15 protein-coding genes and 2 tRNA genes are annotated in these 19836 nt (G+C 48.8%); 6 read left to right on the top strand and 11 right to left on the bottom strand.

Going from position 1 to position 19836, the window contains the following annotated elements; translation table 11 throughout:
* Positions 1 to 38 precede the first annotated feature (38 nt).
* Positions 39 to 111: transfer RNA gene (locus TREBR_RS09225), tRNA-Pro, on the bottom strand.
* A 7-nt stretch (positions 112 to 118) separates the two neighbouring features.
* A tRNA-Arg gene (locus TREBR_RS09230) sits at positions 119 to 192 on the bottom strand.
* Positions 193 to 370: 178 nt separating this feature from the next.
* Between TREBR_RS09230 and TREBR_RS09235 the strand changes: the two genes are divergently transcribed.
* From TREBR_RS09235 to TREBR_RS09245, 3 genes are all read left to right on the top strand, one after another.
* A complete protein-coding gene (locus tag TREBR_RS09235) occupies positions 371 to 2470 on the top strand; it encodes a discoidin domain-containing protein (RefSeq protein WP_013758915.1) in 2100 nt (699 codons plus the stop codon).
* A gap of 93 nt (positions 2471 to 2563) precedes the next feature.
* Complete coding sequence (locus TREBR_RS09240) at positions 2564 to 4354, top strand: ABC transporter ATP-binding protein (RefSeq protein WP_013758916.1); 1791 nt, start codon at positions 2564 to 2566, stop codon at positions 4352 to 4354.
* Positions 4354 to 6273 carry an ABC transporter ATP-binding protein gene (locus TREBR_RS09245; protein WP_013758917.1) on the top strand — a complete coding sequence of 640 codons (1920 nt, stop codon included), beginning with the start codon at positions 4354 to 4356 and terminating at the stop codon, positions 6271 to 6273. Before TREBR_RS09240 ends, TREBR_RS09245 begins: the two co-directional genes overlap by 1 nt.
* An 8-nt stretch (positions 6274 to 6281) precedes the next feature.
* Here TREBR_RS09245 and TREBR_RS09250 read toward each other — a convergent pair whose 3' ends face one another.
* On the bottom strand, positions 6282 to 7193 hold the full coding sequence (locus tag TREBR_RS09250; RefSeq protein ID WP_013758918.1) for a helix-turn-helix transcriptional regulator: 912 nt from the start codon (positions 7191 to 7193) through the stop codon (positions 6282 to 6284).
* 669 nt (positions 7194 to 7862) lie between these two features.
* Between TREBR_RS09250 and TREBR_RS09260 the strand changes: the two genes are divergently transcribed.
* Complete coding sequence (locus TREBR_RS09260; protein ID WP_013758919.1) at positions 7863 to 8450, top strand: helix-turn-helix domain-containing protein; 588 nt, start codon at positions 7863 to 7865, stop codon at positions 8448 to 8450.
* A 5-nt stretch (positions 8451 to 8455) separates the two neighbouring features.
* Here TREBR_RS09260 and TREBR_RS09265 read toward each other — a convergent pair whose 3' ends face one another.
* Both TREBR_RS09265 and TREBR_RS09270 read right to left on the bottom strand, forming a co-directional pair.
* The gene (locus TREBR_RS09265) at positions 8456 to 9328 is read right to left on the bottom strand and encodes an SPL family radical SAM protein (protein ID WP_013758920.1); all 873 of its coding nucleotides are present in this window, start codon (positions 9326 to 9328) and stop codon (positions 8456 to 8458) included.
* A 14-nt stretch (positions 9329 to 9342) separates the two neighbouring features.
* Entirely contained in the window at positions 9343 to 10998 is a 1656-nt protein-coding gene (locus tag TREBR_RS09270) for a methyl-accepting chemotaxis protein (protein WP_013758921.1), read from the bottom strand.
* Between the two features lie 186 nt (positions 10999 to 11184).
* Here TREBR_RS09270 and TREBR_RS14425 point away from each other — a divergent pair, with 186 nt between their 5' ends.
* Both TREBR_RS14425 and TREBR_RS13755 read left to right on the top strand, forming a co-directional pair.
* A complete protein-coding gene (locus TREBR_RS14425) occupies positions 11185 to 12309 on the top strand; it encodes a bifunctional GNAT family N-acetyltransferase/class I SAM-dependent methyltransferase (RefSeq protein ID WP_013758922.1) in 1125 nt (374 codons plus the stop codon).
* A 489-nt stretch (positions 12310 to 12798) separates the two neighbouring features.
* On the top strand, positions 12799 to 13662 hold the full coding sequence (locus tag TREBR_RS13755) for an Rpn family recombination-promoting nuclease/putative transposase (protein ID WP_013758923.1): 864 nt from the start codon (positions 12799 to 12801) through the stop codon (positions 13660 to 13662).
* Between the two features lie 796 nt (positions 13663 to 14458).
* Here TREBR_RS13755 and TREBR_RS09295 read toward each other — a convergent pair.
* The 6 genes from TREBR_RS09295 to TREBR_RS09320 all read right to left on the bottom strand — a co-directional run bounded on the left by TREBR_RS09295 (position 14459) and on the right by TREBR_RS09320 (position 19805).
* Entirely contained in the window at positions 14459 to 15685 is a 1227-nt protein-coding gene (locus TREBR_RS09295) for a glycosyltransferase family 4 protein (protein WP_013758925.1), read from the bottom strand.
* A gap of 127 nt (positions 15686 to 15812) precedes the next feature.
* A complete protein-coding gene (locus TREBR_RS09300; RefSeq protein ID WP_013758926.1) occupies positions 15813 to 16202 on the bottom strand; it encodes a WbuC family cupin fold metalloprotein in 390 nt (129 codons plus the stop codon).
* Positions 16199 to 17341, bottom strand: a complete 1143-nt coding sequence (wecB, locus tag TREBR_RS09305) for a non-hydrolyzing UDP-N-acetylglucosamine 2-epimerase (RefSeq protein ID WP_013758927.1) — start codon at positions 17339 to 17341, stop codon at positions 16199 to 16201. The genes TREBR_RS09300 and wecB overlap by 4 nt, the downstream gene beginning before the upstream one ends.
* A gap of 6 nt (positions 17342 to 17347) precedes the next feature.
* The gene (locus tag TREBR_RS09310) at positions 17348 to 18229 is read right to left on the bottom strand and encodes a dTDP-4-dehydrorhamnose reductase family protein (RefSeq protein ID WP_013758928.1); all 882 of its coding nucleotides are present in this window, start codon (positions 18227 to 18229) and stop codon (positions 17348 to 17350) included.
* Entirely contained in the window at positions 18222 to 18533 is a 312-nt protein-coding gene (locus TREBR_RS09315; protein WP_041610405.1) for a polysaccharide biosynthesis protein, read from the bottom strand. The genes TREBR_RS09310 and TREBR_RS09315 overlap by 8 nt, the downstream gene beginning before the upstream one ends.
* A 30-nt stretch (positions 18534 to 18563) precedes the next feature.
* A complete protein-coding gene (locus TREBR_RS09320) occupies positions 18564 to 19805 on the bottom strand; it encodes an IS256 family transposase (RefSeq protein ID WP_013758161.1) in 1242 nt (413 codons plus the stop codon).
* Positions 19806 to 19836: the final 31 nt, after the last annotated feature.

Consider the following 19836-nt stretch of genomic DNA (forward strand, 5'->3'; position numbering starts at 1 on the left):
GGCTGTTCTTTTATTTTCTTTCTTTACAATAAATTAATTCGGGATGACAGGATTTGAACCTGCGACATTCTGGTCCCAAACCAGACGCGCTACCAGCTGCGCTACATCCCGTCAAAACCGGGACCAGAGGGACTCGAACCCCCTACCTACTGCTTAGAAGGCAGTTGCTCTATCCGGATGAGCTATGATCCCATGCAATATGTTCAATAGTATAGCAAAAAAAAGTATCCGTGTCAAAGGAATCCTTTCTGCCGCAATAAAGTAGAAGGATTGGACATAATACACGGCCGAAAATAAAATACGGCACTGTCTGCGGCAAATCAATACGTTTTAAGTTGACAACGGGTATGAGGCAGATTACCATTTTAACATGAGAATAGCGCATCAGCTTCTGCAGACGGTACTCGCCGCCATTTGTCTTTTTGTGTTCGGCGGTTGTTTTGCCGTTCGCCCGGAAACGTACGGTACGCTCAATCAGCGTATTCTGGTTCTGCTCCCCGACGCAGGCCTAGACGACCTGCAGTTTACGATAGCGGAAACGAGATTATCGCTTGCAGGAAACACCCTGACGTATGCTTCGCTTTCGGGCGGAAGCGCCGTTACGGTTCACAACCGTACGATTTATAACTGCAGAAAGCTGAATACGCTCGATCCGAGTCAATACGACGCGCTGCTCCTGATAAACGGCGCGCAGCGCAGTACGTTTGCATCGGATCCGGATTTCATTCGGATCTGTACCCATTTAATCCACCGAGACAAACCGATTGCCGCTTCAGGATATGCGACGGCGGCGCTCGCTCCGTTCCTAAACGGAATGAAGGCATCGGCGTTTCCGAGTGAAAAACCGACGCTCGAACGTTCCGGCGCAGTGTACACCCGGGCGCTGGTTACCGCCGATCGGAACTTTTTAACCGGGTTCGGCGGATCGGATGAAAACGATACGCTTTTTATCCATTCGTTCATACGAATGCTCGCCGGAAAAAAGGAGCCCGTCGTTCAATCGGCGCCGGACATTCCGTTCACCGTCTATGATAACGGCGGCAGATTCGTACTCACGCACGGTGGCAAAACCCGAAGCGGCGTAATAACCGTTCCGAACGCAAATCACGGTGCGGCGCAAAAATCGCTCGTATTCGGCTTGCATTGGACCGCCGCCGTCGGCGAGCAATTCCGAATCCGCGGCTTCGACGAACTCGCGCCGGAACTCGATTTTATCATGGTATATCCCGACGGTTACAACGGCGACTGGGAAATCATGCCGGATCGGGAAAGCCGGCTCGATGAAAAAGGACTGTTCAAAACGCTCATCCGCGAATTCTGCGCGCACTACCCGATCGCTGCAGACAGAATTTACGCAACGGGTTTTTCGCTCGGAAGTTTCGCCGTATACAAACTCGCCGGAGAGTTTCCGAATACGTTCGCTGCGGTCGCGCCGGTTTCGGGTCTCATGTATCCGACCCGGGAGCGCCCGATCAGCGATTCGGGCAATTTGAAAAACTCAAACACGTCGCTGCTGCACATACATTGTCTTGACGATCGGAACGTTCCGTTCACGGGCGATCCGGTCTACGGGATTCCGGTCGCGGCGGAAAAATCAGTTTCATATTGGCGTCGCGCAGTGCGGGCGGAACCGAACGCCGCCCCGTATCCGGCTCCCGCAGGCGCGACCGCAAAAATATGGTCGAATCCCGAAACCGGCGCCGATATCGTCCTTGCAACGTATGAAACCGGCGGGCACGCGTGGCAACCGGAAACGACCGCGTACGTTGCGGATTTCTTCTATAATCATCCGCCGCGGGAAAACCGCGTGCAGCTCGCCACGGCGGACTTGCCCGCCATCGCCGAATCGGGCCAACCGCTCGGCTTGTCGGTACGGCTGGAAAACGCCGCATCCGTGCAAAGAATCGTATATAAAGCGAACGGAGCCGTTATCGGTACGGCGCAAAACGCACCGTTCGCCATCACCTGGATCCCGCCGGAAAACGGCAGATACGCACTTTCCGCACGGGCGGAACTCACTTCGGGAACTTCAATCGCCTCGACGCTGAATCCCGAAATTTACGTTGCATACAAAAACATCGCCGCACAAGCGGAACCGGCCGCCTCGGCGTCAAGTACGGAAACCGCGTTTTTGAGTGCGGATAAGGCGTTCGATTCGGACCCGCGTACCAGATGGGCTTCCGCATATGCCGACGATCAGTATTTAACCGTCGATTTGGGAAAAACGGTCCCTATTTCGGGCGTTACCGTTCTCTGGGAAGCCGCGTACGCGACGGCGTACGAAATCAGGATATCGAACGACGGCAGGAACTGGCATACCGTGTACGAAACGGCGCAAGGTGCCGGCGGAGACGAGACTGTCGCGTTTTCTCCGGTAACCGGCCGCTTCGTAAGACTAGACTGCACGGAACGGGCCACGAAATGGGGCTTTTCCGTTTGGGAACTGCTTGTACACGGCGAATCGCGGTAACGCTCGCCGAACGGGAATATCGGTATGAAAAAAATGCAAAAATATAACAGATTTTTCATCGACTGATCTTTTTTTTTTCAGTATATTTAGGACATGACGACACTTACAAAATTGGTCGGCGGGTTGGAAAAAAAATACAAAATATATACAGTTCTGACCCCGTTAGCCATGATCGGCGAAGTTGCAATGGAAGTCCTGATTCCGTTGATTATGGCGAACATAATCGATACGGGCATTACGAACCGCGACATCAATTACGTCGTGCGCACCGGAGTGCTGATGATAGGAGCGGCCTGCTTTTCGCTTCTTTGCGGCGTCCTGTCGGGATGGTTCGCAGCTCTCGCCTCCACCGGATTTTCCCATAATCTGCGAAGGAAGCTGTTCGGCAAAGTGCAGGACTTTGCGTTTTCAAATATGGACAAATTCGGTACCGCGTCGATGGTAACCCGGCTGACCACGGACGTTACCAACACGCAGAACACGTATCAGATGATCATCCGCATCTGCGTACGCGCGCCGGTCATGCTTATCAGCGCGACGATCATGGCGTGTTTTATCAACCTGAAACTCGCATCCCTGTTTTTTATCGTGATTCCGATTTTGGCAATCGGTCTGGTACTCATCGGAATAAAAGCGTTCCCCCGATTCCGCGAAATGCTCAAAAAATACGACCGTCTCAACAGCGACGTGCAGGAAAACCTGAACGGCATACGCGTCGTCAAATCGTTCGTACGCGAATCATATGAAGAAGACAAATTCCGCAAAACGGCCGACGAAGTCCGTACCGCGCAGGTAAAAGCCGAGCGCATCATCATTTTCGGTATGCCGCTCATGCAGATCATGATGTATGTGTGCATTATCGCCGTGCTCTGGTTCGGCGGCAACATGATAATCGGCGGCACGATGCAGACCGGCGAGCTGATCAGTTTCGTCACGTACATTACGCAGATACTCATGTCGCTCATGATGATTTCAATGATATTCGTCATGCTGGTTCTGTCCAAAGCGTCCATCGGGCGCATTCTTGAAGTACTCGACGAAACTCCCGACATAACGGATCCGCTGCCGGTCAAAGCGGACGCCGGCACGGATGCATCCGCTGCACCGGAAGCGGCCACGACACCTCAAGCGGCGGATATCGGCGACGGAACCGTCGAATTCCGCGGCGTGTCTTTTTCATACGCTAAAAACGCGGCGCTGCCGGTGCTCGACCGTATCTCTTTGACCATTCCGGCGGGAGTCGTCGCGGGTATTATCGGCGGAACCGGTTCGTCCAAATCGACGCTCGTGCAGATGATTCCGCGGCTGTACGACGCGACCGCAGGCTCCGTTCTCGTGGGCGGAAAAGACGTCCGCACGCTGCCGCTTGAAAAGCTGCGGAACGCGGTCGCCATGGTGCTGCAAAAGAACGTGCTGTTTTCGGGCACTATCAGTGAAAATCTCCGCTGGGGCAACGAACGGGCGACCGATGGGCAAATCAAAGCCGCCTGCACCGCAGCCGACGCGGCGGGATTCATAGAATCGTTTCCCGACGGATACGAAACGGTCCTCGGACAAGGCGGCGTAAACTTGTCGGGCGGACAAAAGCAGCGTCTCTGCATTGCGCGCGCACTGCTCAAAGAGCCGAAAATACTCATCCTCGACGACAGTACGAGCGCCGTAGACACGGCGACCGACGCCCGCATCAGAAGCGCGCTGCGAAAAAGCCTGCCGCACACGACGAAGATCATCATCGCGCAGCGCATTACTTCCGTAAAAGACGCCGACATCATTTTCGTTTTGGACGACGGCCGCCTCGTCGATTCCGGTACGCACGACAGTCTGCTGAAATCGTGCAGCATCTACCGCGAAGTATACGAATCTCAGCAGAAAGGAGCGGTCTGATGCCGCCCGTAGGACACGGCCCCCGCGCGGGAGGCCCCGGAAAAAAACCGCAGCACATCGGGAAAACAGTCGGTCGGCTGTTTTCTTATATGGGTAAATATAAATTATTGCTGATACCGGTCGTTATCTGCGTGCTGCTCAACTCCGGCGCCATGATCGCCGGAACGTATCTGTTGCGCCCCGCGCTCAACGATTACATCATTCCGCTGATCGGGCAGCAGCATCCCGACTTGAGCGAGTTTATCGGATTACTGTCCGTTATGGCGCTGATTTTTGCCGCCGGAGCCGTCGCCGGCTACGTGAACAACAGAATCATGCTGACCGTCGCGACGGGAACGCTGTTCCGCATCAGAACCGAAATGTTCGAGCATATGGAAACGCTGCCGCTCAAATATTTCGACACCAGAACGCACGGCGAAATCATGTCGCTGTACACGAACGACACGGATACGCTGCGCGATATGCTCAGCCAGAGCATTCCGCAAATGCTGTCTTCACTTGTAACCGTCGTCGGCGTGTTCACCATGATGATTCTGCTCAGTCCGCTGCTGACCGTCGTCGTCGTCGCCATGATAGGCGTCATGCTGCTGTGCATCGCGCAGATCGGCAAACGCAGCGGTTCCGCGTTCCGCGCCCAACAGCTGAACATCGGCACGGTGAACGGTTATATAGAAGAAATGATCGAAGGGCAGAAAGTAGTCAAAGTGTTCTGCCATGAAGAAAAATCGAAAGCCGCGTTCGCCCGGCTGAACGACGCACTGCGCGAATCGAGCGCACGGGCAAACTCGCTGGCAAATATCCTGATGCCGCTGATGGGAAATCTGTCGCACGTCAATTACGCGCTCACCGCAATGGCCGGCGCGCTGCTCGTTATCGCCGGACGCATGGATATCGGAACGATCGCGTCGTTCCTGCAATACACGCGGTCGTTCTCACAGCCGGTTACGCAGATGTCGCAGCAGTTCAACAGCATACTGAACGCGCTTGCGGGCGCGGAACGTATTTTCCGCCTGATAGACGAACGGTCCGAATCGGATGAAGGCATCTATACGCTCGTGAACGCAGTCGAAGCTCCTGCCGGAGCTTCCGCCGGCGGCCAAGCGCACCTCGTGCAATCGTTCGCACGAACCGGAACCTGGGCCTGGAAAGACACGACGGCGCCCGACACCGCGCCGTTCGTCCCGCTCAGGGGCGAAGTCCGGTTCGACGGCGTAACGTTCGGCTATGTAGCGGAAAAAACCGTACTGCACGACGTGTCTCTGTACGCAAAACCGGGGCAGAAAATAGCGCTCGTCGGTTCAACCGGATCGGGAAAAACGACGATCACGAACCTGCTGACGCGGTTTTACGACACGCAGGAAGGCAGTATCACGTACGACGGGATTCCGCTTGCCAAGATTAAAAAAGACGCGCTCAGACGATCGCTCGGCATGGTGCTGCAGGACACGCACCTGTTCACCGGCAGCATCGCGGACAACATCAGATACGGTAATCCGGACGCAAGTATGAAGCAGATACGGGACGCCGCGCACCTTGCGAACGCGGATTCGTTTATCGCACATCTTGAAAACGGCTACGACACGGTGCTCACGTCCGACGGAATCAACATCAGTCAGGGACAGCGGCAGCTTTTGGCAATCGCCAGAGCCGCGGTTGCAAACCCGCCGGTGCTGATCCTTGACGAAGCGACCAGTTCCATCGACACGAGAACGGAATCGCTCATAGAAAAAGGCATGTCCCGCCTGATGGAAGGCCGCACCGTGTTCGTCATAGCGCACCGGCTTTCAACCATCAGAAACTCGGACGTCATTCTGGTTCTTGAAAACGGCCGTATCATCGAACGCGGTTCCCACGACGAACTGATCGCCCGGAAAGGCAGATATTACAACCTGTATACGGGCATGTTCGACTTGGACTGATTTGCAGCTCAGCCGTATTTTGCCGCAAGCGTACGCACGATTCCGGCCAACTCGCAGCGGCACTCGGCGGGTTCAATCAGTTCAACGGCAGCTCCGAAACTGAGCAGCCAGCCGAACAGCCACTGTTTATCCGTAAAACGGAATCGGAACAGCAGTTTTCCGTCGTCCCGTTCGGTAAAACTCGCCGCACCGTATTCGTCTATCAGCCGCCATTTCATGCACGGCTCGAATACGGCGCACACGTCCAGCCGTCGTTCGGTGTACCGGTCTTCGGCAGCATCCGCAGCGGGCGGCGGCAGCGGGCGCGGCTTGAAAAACGATCCGCACGGCGTCAGCTGCTGCATACGGTTCAGTTTGAACATTCTGAAATCGCCGCGCTCAAGACACCAGCCCCACGCGTACCAGGACGACCAGCGGAACAGCAGCCGATACGGTTCCAGGCGGCGGAAGGTTTCGCCCTTCGGAGAAAAATACGTAAAACTGATATGTTCGCAGTTGCCGACGGCCGCCTGTATCAGTTCGATTTTAGGCGCAATCGACGATTTGTACCAAGAAGACAAATCGATGCTGATGTGATTGTTCGAAGCCAATACGTCGGAATTCCCGGCGGAAAGTTTTTCCATCAACTGCCGATACCGCGCGGAACCGCTTACGCTGTCAAGACTGCGTATTCCGGCCAAAATCGCCTGCATGTCGGACGACGTCAGCAGCGTCCGGTCCAGGCGGAAGCCGTCCATAATCGAAATCCCGCCGTTCTGCCCCTGCAGCGTTACCAGCGGAATTCCCGAGCGGCAGATATCTTCGATATCGCGCTGAATGGTTCGGCGCGACACTTCAAATTTGTCCGCCAGATACGGTGCGGTTACTTTATCCTGCTGAAGCAAGACGGATAATATCCCTATCAGGCGGTCGATTTTCAAAACACACTCCTCTCCCACTCAGCACGCAGCCGGTGATTTCATTCGCGTGCGCGTGCAGAAACGGACGGCACACGCGATTCTTAAAGCCGTACTGATCCGCGCCGGATGTTTCATGCGCTCAGTATAGCACAGTGTGCGGCGGGAACGAAAGAGGGAACGTTTTATTTGCCGGGGATAAAACGACGGCACACCGGCGCTGCGGAAGATTTACGCGCACCGGATACCGCTCACCCCGTTCAGGAAACCACAAACAGTTTCCGCTTGAGAAACGGGAATTTCTTGCTTAAGAAAATAAATTCCTTGCTTAAGAAATACTAATTTCTTGCTTAAGAAAATAAATTCCTTGCTTAGGAAATACCAATTTCTTGCTTAAGAAAATAAATTCCTTGCTTAGGAAATACCAATTTCTTGCTTAAGAAAATAAATTCCTTGCTTAGGAAATACTAATTTCTTGCTTAAGAAATACTAATTTCTTGCTTAAGAAAATAAATTTCTTGCTTAAGAAATTTATTTTCCTGCCGCACAGATTCCGGAATCGCGGACGCACGGAGGTTTGGTATCCGGCGCCGTCTCCGGCACCGGTGCCCGTCTTTCGAGAGCAACTCTACGGAGCGTTGATTGCATACATCCGCTTCCGATGGTAGTATCGAAGTATGGAGGTCTTGAGATATGGACTGCAGAAAAACCGGAAACCTGATAGCACGACTGCGCAAAGAGCGAGGTATGACGCAGAAACAGCTTGCCGACGGTTTGTTCGTGAGCGATAAAGCGGTTTCAAAATGGGAAACCGGCGCCGGCTGCCCCGACGTTACGCTGCTTTCCGCGCTGTCGCGCATCCTCGGTGTCGATACCGCCGCGCTTTTGAACGGAGACCTTGAACCGAACGATAGGAATGGAGGCAATATGAAAAAATTATCGTTTTACGTTTGCCCCGACTGCGCGAATATACTGAGCGCAACGGGACAGGCAGAAATTTCGTGCTGCGGCAGAAAACTGGAGCCGCTTGCACCGCAGGCGGCAGACAAAGCGCACGCAGCCCGTATCGAAAAAAGCGATACGGATTATTACGTTACGTTCAATCACGAAATGTCTAAAATGCACTATCTGACGTTCGCCGCATACGTACGCTGGGACAGTCTTACGCTCGTAAAACTGTATCCCGAACAGGAAGCCGCCGTCCGCATTCCGCAGCTGCCCGGCGGAACGCTGTACGTTGCGTGCAGTACGCACGGTCTTTTTACGCAGCCGCTGCGATAGACGGTTCAGGAAAACAAGGACAACTGGCCCGAGGGCCGTTTTTCTTCAAATCGGTGCAGATACCTGAAGACGGCGTCCGCGTCGGAAACGATGCCGTGCGCCCGACATATTTGATGAAACAGCTTCATCAAAGCGCCGCTATGCGGACTTGAAAGCACGTACCGGTCTCCGTATTGTCTGACATATCGTTCTTTCAGGCCGGGAAAATGCGCGTCGAGTTTACGGTAAAAATATTCGCGGTTACCGTCGCGCAGCGTCAATCCCATATCGAAACAGATAACACCGTATACGCCCGCTGCAATGCAGTAATCGAGGATACGCACGATATTTTCTTCGGTATCGTTTATAAACGGCAGGATGGGTGTCAGCCACACGACGGTCGGAATACCGCGTGCCTGCAATGCTTTCAGAACTTCAAACCGTCTGCCGGTAACCGCCACGTTCGGCTCGATAATCCGGCACAGCGCGTCGTCGGCTGTCGTCAGCGTCAGCTGCACGACGCATTTCGTGCGCGCGTTTATTTTTTCGAGTACGTCGAGGTCGCGCAGAACCAGATCGCTTTTCGTCTGCACCGCGGCGCCGAATCCGTATTCGGCGATAAGCTCGAGCGCTGCGCGCGTGCGGCCGAGCTGCCGCTCAAGCGGAAGATACGGATCGCTCATGGAACCGGTACCGATCATGCATTTTTTACGTTTCCGGGCGAGGGCGCGCTCCAAAAGCTCCAGTGCGTTCGACTTCACTTCTATATCTTCAAAATCGTGATCGATATGATAGCAGGCGCTGCGCGCGTCGCAGTAAATGCAGCCGTGCAGACAGCCGCGATACAGATTCATACCGTTTTCAGCCGATAAAATTCCCTTGACCGTAACTTCATGCATGGCGGAATGTTCGGCTACAGTTTGAACTTGCCGGTCAGTTCGTTCAGCGCCTCGACGCATTCACCGTTCCGGTTCGATTCACTCGTGATGGAATCGACTGAAGCGCCGATGGTTTCGACCGCGTTCGCAATAATCAGCGCGTTATCCTGCACTTGCCGGGAAATATCCGTCAGCCGCTGCATCTCTTTCAGTATGGCGGTCGTTCCGCCGTTCATTTCAACGGAACCGTCGCGCACCTGCACCGTGATGTCCTGAATGTTTTTCAGCGCGGTCAGTACCTGCCGGCTGCCTTCAGACTGTTCTTTGAGCGCCATCGAAATCTGATTGACCAAACCGTTCGACACCGTAACTTCGGACACGATTTCATCAAAGACGTTTTCCGCTTTTGCCGAAGCGGCAACGACCGTTTCTATACTGGACACGATGTTCTGCAATTCACCCGCAATCTGCTTCGACTGGGACGCCGTTTCTTCCGCCAGTTTGCGAATCTCGTCCGCAACGACTGAAAATCCCGCGCCGGCGTCTCCGGCGTGAGCGGCTTCAATGGCCGCGTTCATGGCGAGCATGTTCGTCTGACTGGCGATCGCGTCGATCACCGTATTCATCTCGAGCAGCAGCGCCGAACGGCCGGAAACGTCCGCAACGACGGCGCGCATGTCTTCTATACTGGTTTTTCCGTCCGTAGAAGAATCCTGCAGCCGCTTGAATTTTGCCGAAGCTTTATCGAGATTATTTGAAATCGAATTGATGTTGGACACCATCTGAGCGACGGCCGCCGACGATTGAGTTACCGCAGACGACTGATCTTCTATCTGACCGGACAGGCTTTCAATGTTCCGGGCGATCTGCTCAATAGTTGCCGAAGTTTCCGCTGCGGAAGCTGATTGTTCTTCCGTTTTGAAATTCAGATCGGTAATACTCGTCGAAATCTGCGTCATATCGTTTTTTATTCCCGCCGTTTTTTCGTTCAAATGGGCGGAAATGTCAGCCATAAGTTCGGATTCCTTCTTTATCTGCACGACCATTGCGTGCAGCGAATCGACGAATTTATTAAAATACCTACCTACGTCGGAAACTTCGTTGTTTCCCTTTACCGGCATCCGTACGGAAAGGTCGCCGCTGCCTTCGGCAATATCCTTCAGCGACCGGGAAGCTGCCAGCAGCGGCAGTATGATTCCCCGCCCGATAATGAACGAAGCGGCGAGCACCACGGCTGCGATTACGGCACCGATCAGAACGGTCGTACGGCGCATGGTAAAAACCGTAGCGAACAGCGTTTCATCGGGAACGGTGATGTACACGCTGTAATCGGTGTCGACGATATTGTTACGGATAATATGATAGTTTCCGCCCTTATACGTGTACGACGCTTCCGCCTGACCGTTTTTATCCAGATAGATCAGGATATCCTGCACTTCTTTCGGCAAAGAAAACAGACTCACCAGATTCGCGTCGTTCATCGCCGTATCGACATACTTTCCCTCATCGGTGTCGTATTGATAATATGTCATCACCAAATTATTGCCGGACGTAACGATCATTTCCGCCTGCGTGCCGAACACACGCTCGAAATTGGCGAGCAACGGCGTATACACGGCGGCGATTTCCGTCGTTCCGATCGCAAGACCGAGTATAAAAAAAACCAGACCTATTTTCTTCTGCAGCTTCATATGAAACCTCTAAAAACTAAAGATTTAACTTTTTATCATGCATACAGTAACCTTCATTATAATAACATACTTACCTAAAATTGTATACAAATTTATACGGAATGCGGCCGGGAACCGGCAAAAACGGGGATATCTTGCAGCGGTACTGAAAAACGAGATAAACTGGACACTGATAAAGGATATACAATGGATACGATCGTTTCGTTCCGGTTCGCACGGAAACAGGATATACCGCTGATTCTCTCTTTTATAAAAGAACTCGCCGTATATGAGCAGCTTGAAACGCAAATCGTTGCGGATGAGGCGTTGTTAACGGAATGGATTTTTGACAGGCGGAAGGCGGAAGTCATTTTTGCGGAAGCGGAAGGTACGACGGTAGGATTCGCGTTATTTTTTCATAATTTTTCGACATTTTTGGGAAGAGCGGGAATCTATCTGGAAGATCTGTTCGTTAAAGAAGCGTTCCGCGGCAAAGGATACGGTAAGGCGCTCCTGCAGAAACTGGCGGCACTCACCGTGGAGCGCGGCTGCGGTCGGCTTGAATGGAGCTGCCTGAACTGGAACACGCCGAGTATTCGGTTTTACCGTTCGTTCGGCGCCCAGCCGATGAACGAATGGACGGTTGAAACGTACACGCACGCTGCCGCCGCGTTTGAAGCGAAAATCGCAGCGCTTGCAAATTACGACGACGCATACCGCGATTTTGCACATCTGATTCCGCCGGGCGGCAGCCTGCTCGATCTTGCCTGCGGACCGGCAAACGCATCGAAGAAAATAACTTCGTACGCACCGCTCCCGCTCAAAATAACGGGGATAGATTTATCCGACGGGATGCTGGAACTGGCGTGCAAAAATCTGCCCGAAGCGCGCTTTTTCAAACAGTCGATCATCGATTTTACGGTTGCCGACGGATTCGGCACGGAAGTAAACGTGAATGCAGATTGCGGCCGACAGCAGCACCAAATCAGGGCAAAGGCGGGCTTTGACGCCGCGGTAAACGCGTTCGGCCTTCCGTATCTGACGCCGGAACAGGCCGAAGCGAGTTTTGCCGCAACGTTCCGCGCACTGGCACCGAACGGCGTCGTGTACCTCAGTTTTATGGAAGGATCCGGCGTCCGGATGGAAAGCGCGTCGTTCTGGCCCGATGAACCGATGCAGATCCACTATCATCGGGAACACGACGTCCGCCGGCTGCTTGAAAAAACGGGCTTTTCGATCATCAGCGCCCGCCATATCCCCTATGCGGAAAAAGACGGTTCCGTTACGACCGACGTCATACTTTTTTGCCGGAAAGCTGAACCGGCACGGTAACTGCGCAGGACGCCATGACAAGTATGGGGGCTGCGCTAACGCGGCAATTTATACGGAAATCGCGCTTCTTTTGAAAGTTTTCCGCTGAAAGTTTCCCACTGAAAGTTTTCCGCATAAAAAAATACGGCCGATACGGATATTATCGCTGCCCCAGAACACAACGACGAATACGGGGCGTTCCATCTCTCTAATAAAAATTCAGCGATATCAAACCGCTGCTTCACGCCCGAACTCCGGCAGTGCAGCCACTGCATATTTTATAGAACGATTTTTAATTTTTTCCTGAAAAATCAGCCGATGCGGCCAATCCGAGGCAAATTCGCTTCATTTTCGCCCATAATATATATGCCGAGTGAGCAGCGCGGCAGCGCATTGTATACGGCGCGTCATATACGCTGAGACGCAGCCCTCACCACCAGCAACCGTCTTTGGCCAACGCTGCCCGGTTATCGTAAATTCCGCTCGGAGCGGCTTTATACAGGAGAGACCATGAACGCAGATTTTCCCCGCTGGGAAGACGTTACCATCACGAACGACTTCTTCTTCGCCTACTCGATGCTTCACGACACCGAACTGTGCCGCCTCCTTCTGCGCACACTGCTCAAGCTGGACGCAAAAGAAATCACCTACGTCAACACTCAGGAAACGCTCGCCGCCGCCCCCGGCTCCAAAAGCGTCCGCCTCGACGTGCTGCTCGAAACCACCGGTGAAATCGTCAACGTCGAGATGCAGACGACCTCCGAGCCGAACCTGTTCAAACGGATCCGCTATTATCAAAGCTCCATCGACATCGGTACCGCACAGAGGGGCGCCGATTACGACGACCTGAAAAAGCTGTACGTCCTGTTCATCTGCACGAAGGATCCGTTCGGCGAAGGGCTGCCGCGCTACACGCTCAGGACCGTCTGCGACGAGCACACTGCGCTCGACGTTCGGGACGAACGGTTTGCCGTCGTCTATAATGCCTCAGCGTATGAAAACGAGCTTGATTCTGAAACGGCGGCCATGTTACACTACATAGCGGAAGGCGGAACGGACACGGAGACGGCGAAGAGCTTTGCCGAGCGGGTGTTCAAGCTGAAAACCGACGGTGCCGCCAAGGGGGCGTTCATGAAGTACGAGATAGAAATCAAACGCATCCGTAAGGAAGGCTTTGCCGAGGGCGAATCCCTCGGTTTTGCAGCAGGCGAATCGAGCGGTATTGCTAAAGGTGAAACACGGGGCATGGAGAAAGAAAAATACGCTACAGCCGGCAACCTTTTGTCTATGGGAGTGCTTACGCCGGAGCAGATCGCCGCTGCAACGGAATTACCGCTGGAAACCGTGCAGGAGCTTGCTTACAGGGAAAGATAAAACAGGCGACCTGCTTGATTCATGCAGCTTAGCTTATTCACACAAAAACACGTGTTCCTCAGTTTTATGAACAAACTCATACTCAATCGTGGCTTTCAGTCTGTTCTCAAGCTTTACCGGCAAAAAAAAATCTGTTTTCTTGATGTTGTTTCCCGAGTTTCCGTTCAGAAACTCACAGTCCGGAAGGTTGTCATGCACACCTAGATATTCGATGAACGCCGCCATGTACTCAACATGGTTCATGCTCTTGCGATTCGTTCCCTTACCGACCATCTGGAACTTTCCACCCGCAATCTACGGAATTCGCGAAATCTTTTTTGAACCACTCACGATATTTTTCTTCGGCAAGATATTTCATGCGTTCGTAATCATTGAATAATTGATTTTTCCGCTCTCACCAGTTTCCACCGGTACAAAACCGTAGACGGCGATGGAATTTGTACGGCGTTCCTATAAAACCGAAACCATCAATTATTGTTATTGCAATATTATTTGCTCCTCTATTGAATAAACATCAAATACCCTTTATTTAGCTGCTCAACTTTTCAGTTTGAACATTTTTTTATCTGATAAAGACATTTAAAAAAATCAATCGTTTTGTTTTTTTCATCAAAGTTAAAAACAAAGCCAATATTATTATTTATGACTCCATTGTAGATTTTGATATCTTTTGGCCCTAGAAATAAAACAGGTTTTCCTGCCGTCATATTGTTATATATTTTTGAAGAAACACCATGGCTATACATAGACCGATATAATGCAATAAGAGCAATATCACAATAACTATGATATTTACTTATCTCAAGATCTCTTCCAGTTGCTCGATTCTCTGTTCTTTCCTAAAACTTTGTTCATAATAATTTTTTCCATTTTTTCCCATCTGCAAAAGTTTTTCTTTTGGCATCATAGATATCTTGAATAACTCCTTAACAAATGCAATTTTGTCATTTGCAGAAACTGTAAAACCGCATTTTGCTTCATTAATCAAATCTGCTCCGTCACCGTTAAGCATTGCCAGTATTGGCTTTTCCTGTGCCATATAGAATTGAACTTTAGAAGGAATTGTTAAATTAAATATTAATTCATCTTTTAAACTTACAAGTAGTATTGATGCTCTACTCATAAAATATGGCATTGATTCAAGCGGAAATCTTCCAGGAAAAAAGACCGTCTTATTAATAATTGCACTACTTGTAGCTCTCTGAACAAGATGCACTCTTGCCCTGCCATCACCCAAAAATATGAACTTTATTTCTGGTTTTTGTTTTGATATTTCTATAGCTGCATCAAGTACACAGTCAAGATTTTGAGATTCACCAATATTTCCTGCAAATAGCACAACGAACTCTTTGTCTGAAAAAGAAGAGAACGGTTCAATATGTTTGTACCTTTCAATATCTTCTGGAAGAGTTGCTGACTCACACCAGTTAGGAAAATAAACGAGCTTTTCCTTATATTTTCCCTTTTCAAGAATTGATTTTTCAAATCCCTTTGAACCTATCAGAATTTTATCAGCATTATTGTAAACATACTGAACCTGCTTTGTAAGAAACTTTAAAATAAGAGGATTTGCAATTCCTGCAGCTGCGGTAATTGATTCCGGCCACAAGTCAAGCGTCCAGAAAATCATTGGAATCTTTTGATACTTTTTCAACTTTGTTGCAGGTATTCCAATAAAAAAAGGTGATGTTAAATGAACAAAAACCGCATCATAGTTGTGAAAGAATTTGTGAAAAAAAGTAAACACGGATGAAGATATATAGTACGAAAGGTACTGTAACGCAAGTCTTTTAGCTTCTCCCTTCCCACGAGAAAGTATTGGAAGCCGAATAACATGACAGCCATTCACATTTTCTCTATTTCTTTTATGCCAACTATAACCGTCAAAAAATTTTCCTTGGGGATAATCGGGAACTGCAGTTATGATCGTTACATCATAGCCTTTCTTGACAAGCTCAAAGGCTATGTCATTGATTTTGAAATCTTCTGGATAAAAATGGTTTGTAAATATGCAAATTTTCATAATACCTGCTAAAATAAAAGAAATTTATTAAATTGAATAATGGAATCAAAAAAAATGTCATTGCTGAAAAGCAGCAATGACAAGAATTTTTTTTAAGAAATGTTTATATTGATAAGATAAGAATTAATTACAAAATATTTTCTGGCGTTAAAGGAGTATAAGGACCGTCTTTGACCTCAAAAATAACGGTACCGCTTTCTTTTACTTCAATTTTATGCCAAGTATTTTTAGGAATGTGAACACCAAATTTTCCTTTTGATAAATCCAATTCAGCTACTTCCATCACATTTTTATCATCATCAATCAACGTAACGATAAGACGCCCTCGGATTAGAATATATGTTTCCGCCGTATCAACATGCCTATGAATTGGCAGAATTGTTTCTGGCTCCAGACCATTAAAAAGACGCTGAGCCTTAGAGTCCATAGAATCATGGAGATTATAGTTCATTCTGAGCCGATGGTTTCGTTTTGCTTTTTCAGTTAATTCGTCTAAGAATTTTGTATCAAGAATCAAGTTTTTCTCCACACCATTTTGTTTACGATGCCGACGTAACTTTGAATAATCTTTACAACTTTTGTGGAGACGTTCTCGTCGGTGTAAGACGGGACGGACAACCCGTCGTCGCCGTTAGCGTGCATCGAAACTGCCAAGTCCACAGCTTGTAGCACCTGTTCTTTTGTGATGCTTCCTATAGTAAAGACGCCTTTTTCCATAGCTTCTGGTCGTTCAGTACTGGTCCGAATGGAAACAGCTGGAAAATTGAAGTATGAGCCTTCCTCTGGAATTGTTCCACTGTCAGAAACTACGCAAAAGGCATTTTGCTGAAGCTTATTGTAATCAAAGAAACCGAGCGGCTGGTGCTGAATCACGCGCTTATCGAATTTGAAGCCACGTTTTTCTATCATTTTCCTTGAACGCGGGTGGCAGGAGTACAATACCGGCATATCATAGTTCTCTGCCATCGCGTTAACTGCATTCATCAGTGCCAAAAAGTTTGATTCCATATCTATATTTTCTTCACGGTGAGCAGAAAGAAGAATGTACTTATTTGCTTCAAGGTTCAATTCTGAAAGAATACTGCTTGAACTGATTCTATCAATACAACCATTCAATACTTCCGCCATCGGGGAACCGACAACATAGGTATATTCCGGTTTTACTCCGGTATCAAAAATATATCGGCGGGCATTTTCTGAATAGCATAAGTTTACGTCACTTGTTACGTCAACGATACGACGGATGACTTCTTCCGGCAGGTTTTCATCTTTACAACGGTTTCCTGCTTCCAAGTGGAAAATCGGAATCTTTAGACGTTTGGCAGCAATTACACAAAGGCATGAGTTTGTGTCACCTAATACTAGTACTGCATCCGGCTGTTCTGCTGAAAAAAGTTCATAGGACTTTGCAATTACATTTCCCATCGTTTGTCCTAGATTTTCACCGACTACATTCAGATAAAAATCCGGTTCGCGTAATTGTAAATCTTCAAAAAAGACTTTATTAAGCTCGTAGTCATAGTTTTGCCCTGTATGTATGATTTTTAAATCAAAGTATTTGTCACACTTCTTTATTACCGATGATAACTTGATTATTTCAGGGCGAGTTCCCATAACTATCATTACTTTTAGTTTATGTATTGTAGATAATTTCATTTTAGTCTATTCCCCCAAATATTGAGTATATAATTCTCTATGTTGATTCATAAAAGAATGCATTTCTTTTATCATTTTATCATAGCTTGATACTGAATAATTGCAATTAGTCCGAGAGGAGTTTTCAATCGATTTATTAGAAACAACACCACCTACCTCATTTACTTTAATAGGCAGACCATACTCTTGCACTATCATTGATACTAAGTCATGCTTTGTTATACTAGTATTATTTGAAACTTGATAAAGACCTGTAATGTTCTCTCCGATGGAATAATCTATTACTTTTGCCAACTCATATGTAGTAATTCCAGCCCAAATCGATTTTGTATAACCATTTAATTCTTTGTTTTGCATTTGGGAAAAAATCCAATGCATCAATCCTTCACCATTTTTCTTTAACTCAGGTCCTATAATCGAAGTTCGAAGCGTGAGATCCTGTTCATTTATAAGCTCGCCAAGATTCTTAGTCATTCCGTAAATATCCAAGGCATCTTTAACATCATTATCTTTATAGTTTCCTTTATTACCCGAAAAAACACAGTCTGTACTTATATGTATTACTTTTGTGCTGGGCAACTTCTCATGGACAATTTTGGACAGCAGGTGAGGAAAATAGGCATTGACATATATCGCATTTGCTGGATTTGTTTTTGAACCTTTAATTAGTATGCCGATACAATTGATTACATAATCAGGTTTTTCTACTGTGATAATCTTTGTCAGTTTTTGAGTGTCATAAACATCTAGTTCATAACTATTTGTTCCGATTTTACCAGAATGGCATACTGTTGCCAACTCGTATTTACCAGTTTCACTTAAGTGCAAGTATGCAACATGACCTGCCATACCCGTAGCCCCTAGAATTAAAAGCTTTTTTTTATTCACTTCTAATTTCCTTTGCCTTGGCTTTTGGCTTTAGTCCTAAATCTTCCTGAATAAATCGGAGTTTTAAAAGAAGTTCCTTCATTCCGTCAATATTAAGACGGCGTGTATTATGGCTATGATAGTCTTCGATTCTGGCAACATCCTCATTTCCTTTTGTAAAGAACTTATCATAATTTAAGTCGCGCGTATCGCAAGGAATCCTGAAATAGTTGCCCATGTCAATTGCACGAACCATTTCCTCGCGGGTGACTAACGTTTCATACAGTTTTTCACCATGGCGGGTGCCGATAAGAGAAATTGTCAAATGTTGTGGATGAAAAATCCTGGGATTTGTTTAGGCTGCAATCTGTAAGATTCCATCTACAAAAGTTTTATCTTCTTTGACCAGCTGGAGCTTTTCAAAACCTTTGAGCCGTCTCCAGTTCTTTTCAGCTTCCTTGCAGAGCTTAAACACCATTGCGAGCGTGGCATCCGCAGAACCATTTCCTTTAGTTGACCTGTGCCTTAGCCTTACCGTTGCGAACATCGATTCAATCGGGTTTGAAGTCCTGATATGAACCCAGTGCTCTGCCGGATAATCATAGAACCTGAACAGGTCATCGTAATCTTTTGCAAGGCACTCCGTTGCTTTCGGATATTTCAGCTCATACGTATCAATGAAATGCCGATAGGCATCCTGTGCGTGCTGTTTTGTGTCTGCAAGAAAAATATCCTGAAGTTTCTTTTTAGCCGCCGGCTGAACGCAGTCCGGCATTTTGTCCAGCACATTGCCCGTCTTGTGAAACCAGCATCGCTGGATTTTCATCTGACCCCAGACTTTATCCACTGCATTTTGAAATCCAAGCGCTCCGTCACATATTGCAAGTTTTGGAGCTGCCGTAAGTCCGCGGAATTTCAAGTCGCGCAGAACCTCAAGCCAGGATTCCTCACTTTCACGCACTCCCTGATGAACTGCCACAAGCTCCTTCTTTCCGTCTACTGTAACTCCAATTATTACAAGGAGACAGAGTTTCTGGTCATCAAGCCGGGCATTGCAGTAGACACCGTCAGCCCACACATATACGTATTCTTTTCCGTCAAGCCTTCTGTGTGCCCATTCGTTATATTCTTTCCGCCAGACCTCCTTGAGTCTTGTTATTGTTGCCGGAGAAAAGCCTTTCGCGCCTTCTCCGAAAATCGCCGTTAGCGCATCCTGAAACTTGTTTGTGGAGATTCCTTTCAGGTACAGCGTTGGAATCACGTTCTCAAGTGTCGGTGTTTTCCGCATGAACCTGGGAAGAATCGCACTTGTAAAACGCTCTGGACCAGGAAGAGCACGGTCGTCAATGCGAGGCTGGCGGACTTTGATTGTTCCGCATGTCGCCTGAATTTCACGTTCCGGCATATAGCCGTTTCTGACCACCGTCCTATGTCCGTCTGCATCCAGCTTATGCTGATGTTTCTGGATGAACTGGTCAACTTCGCTTTCCAATGCCGCCGCGAGCATCTTTCTTGCCGATTCCCGGACAAGATTTTCAAAAAAATCTGCACTTGCTGTAGTGCTTTTTTCCAAATTCCACTGTAAAATATTTTCCATAAGAGACTGTCCTTTGTTTTTGTTTGGTTTG

This window comes from Treponema brennaborense DSM 12168 (assembly GCF_000212415.1).
GTDB classification, from domain to species: domain Bacteria; phylum Spirochaetota; class Spirochaetia; order Treponematales; family Treponemataceae; genus Treponema_F; species Treponema_F brennaborense.

Excerpts from the sequence above, each read along its gene's own strand:
- TREBR_RS09295 (WP_013758925.1), bottom strand. The coding sequence starts at position 15,685 with ATGAAAATTTGCATATTTACAAACCATTTTTATCCAGAAGATTTCAAA.
- TREBR_RS09265 (WP_013758920.1), bottom strand. The coding sequence starts at position 9,328 with ATGCATGAAGTTACGGTCAAGGGAATTTTATCGGCTGAAAACGGTATG.
- TREBR_RS14425 (WP_013758922.1), top strand. The coding sequence starts at position 11,185 with ATGGATACGATCGTTTCGTTCCGGTTCGCACGGAAACAGGATATACCG.
- TREBR_RS09240 (WP_013758916.1), top strand. The coding sequence starts at position 2,564 with ATGACGACACTTACAAAATTGGTCGGCGGGTTGGAAAAAAAATACAAA.
- TREBR_RS09235 (WP_013758915.1), top strand. The coding sequence starts at position 371 with ATGAGAATAGCGCATCAGCTTCTGCAGACGGTACTCGCCGCCATTTGT.
- TREBR_RS09270 (WP_013758921.1), bottom strand. The coding sequence starts at position 10,998 with ATGAAGCTGCAGAAGAAAATAGGTCTGGTTTTTTTTATACTCGGTCTT.
- TREBR_RS13755 (WP_013758923.1), top strand. The coding sequence starts at position 12,799 with ATGAACGCAGATTTTCCCCGCTGGGAAGACGTTACCATCACGAACGAC.
- TREBR_RS09320 (WP_013758161.1), bottom strand. The coding sequence starts at position 19,805 with ATGGAAAATATTTTACAGTGGAATTTGGAAAAAAGCACTACAGCAAGT.
- TREBR_RS09260 (WP_013758919.1), top strand. The coding sequence starts at position 7,863 with ATGGACTGCAGAAAAACCGGAAACCTGATAGCACGACTGCGCAAAGAG.
- wecB (WP_013758927.1), bottom strand. The coding sequence starts at position 17,341 with ATGAAATTATCTACAATACATAAACTAAAAGTAATGATAGTTATGGGA.
- TREBR_RS09245 (WP_013758917.1), top strand. The coding sequence starts at position 4,354 with ATGCCGCCCGTAGGACACGGCCCCCGCGCGGGAGGCCCCGGAAAAAAA.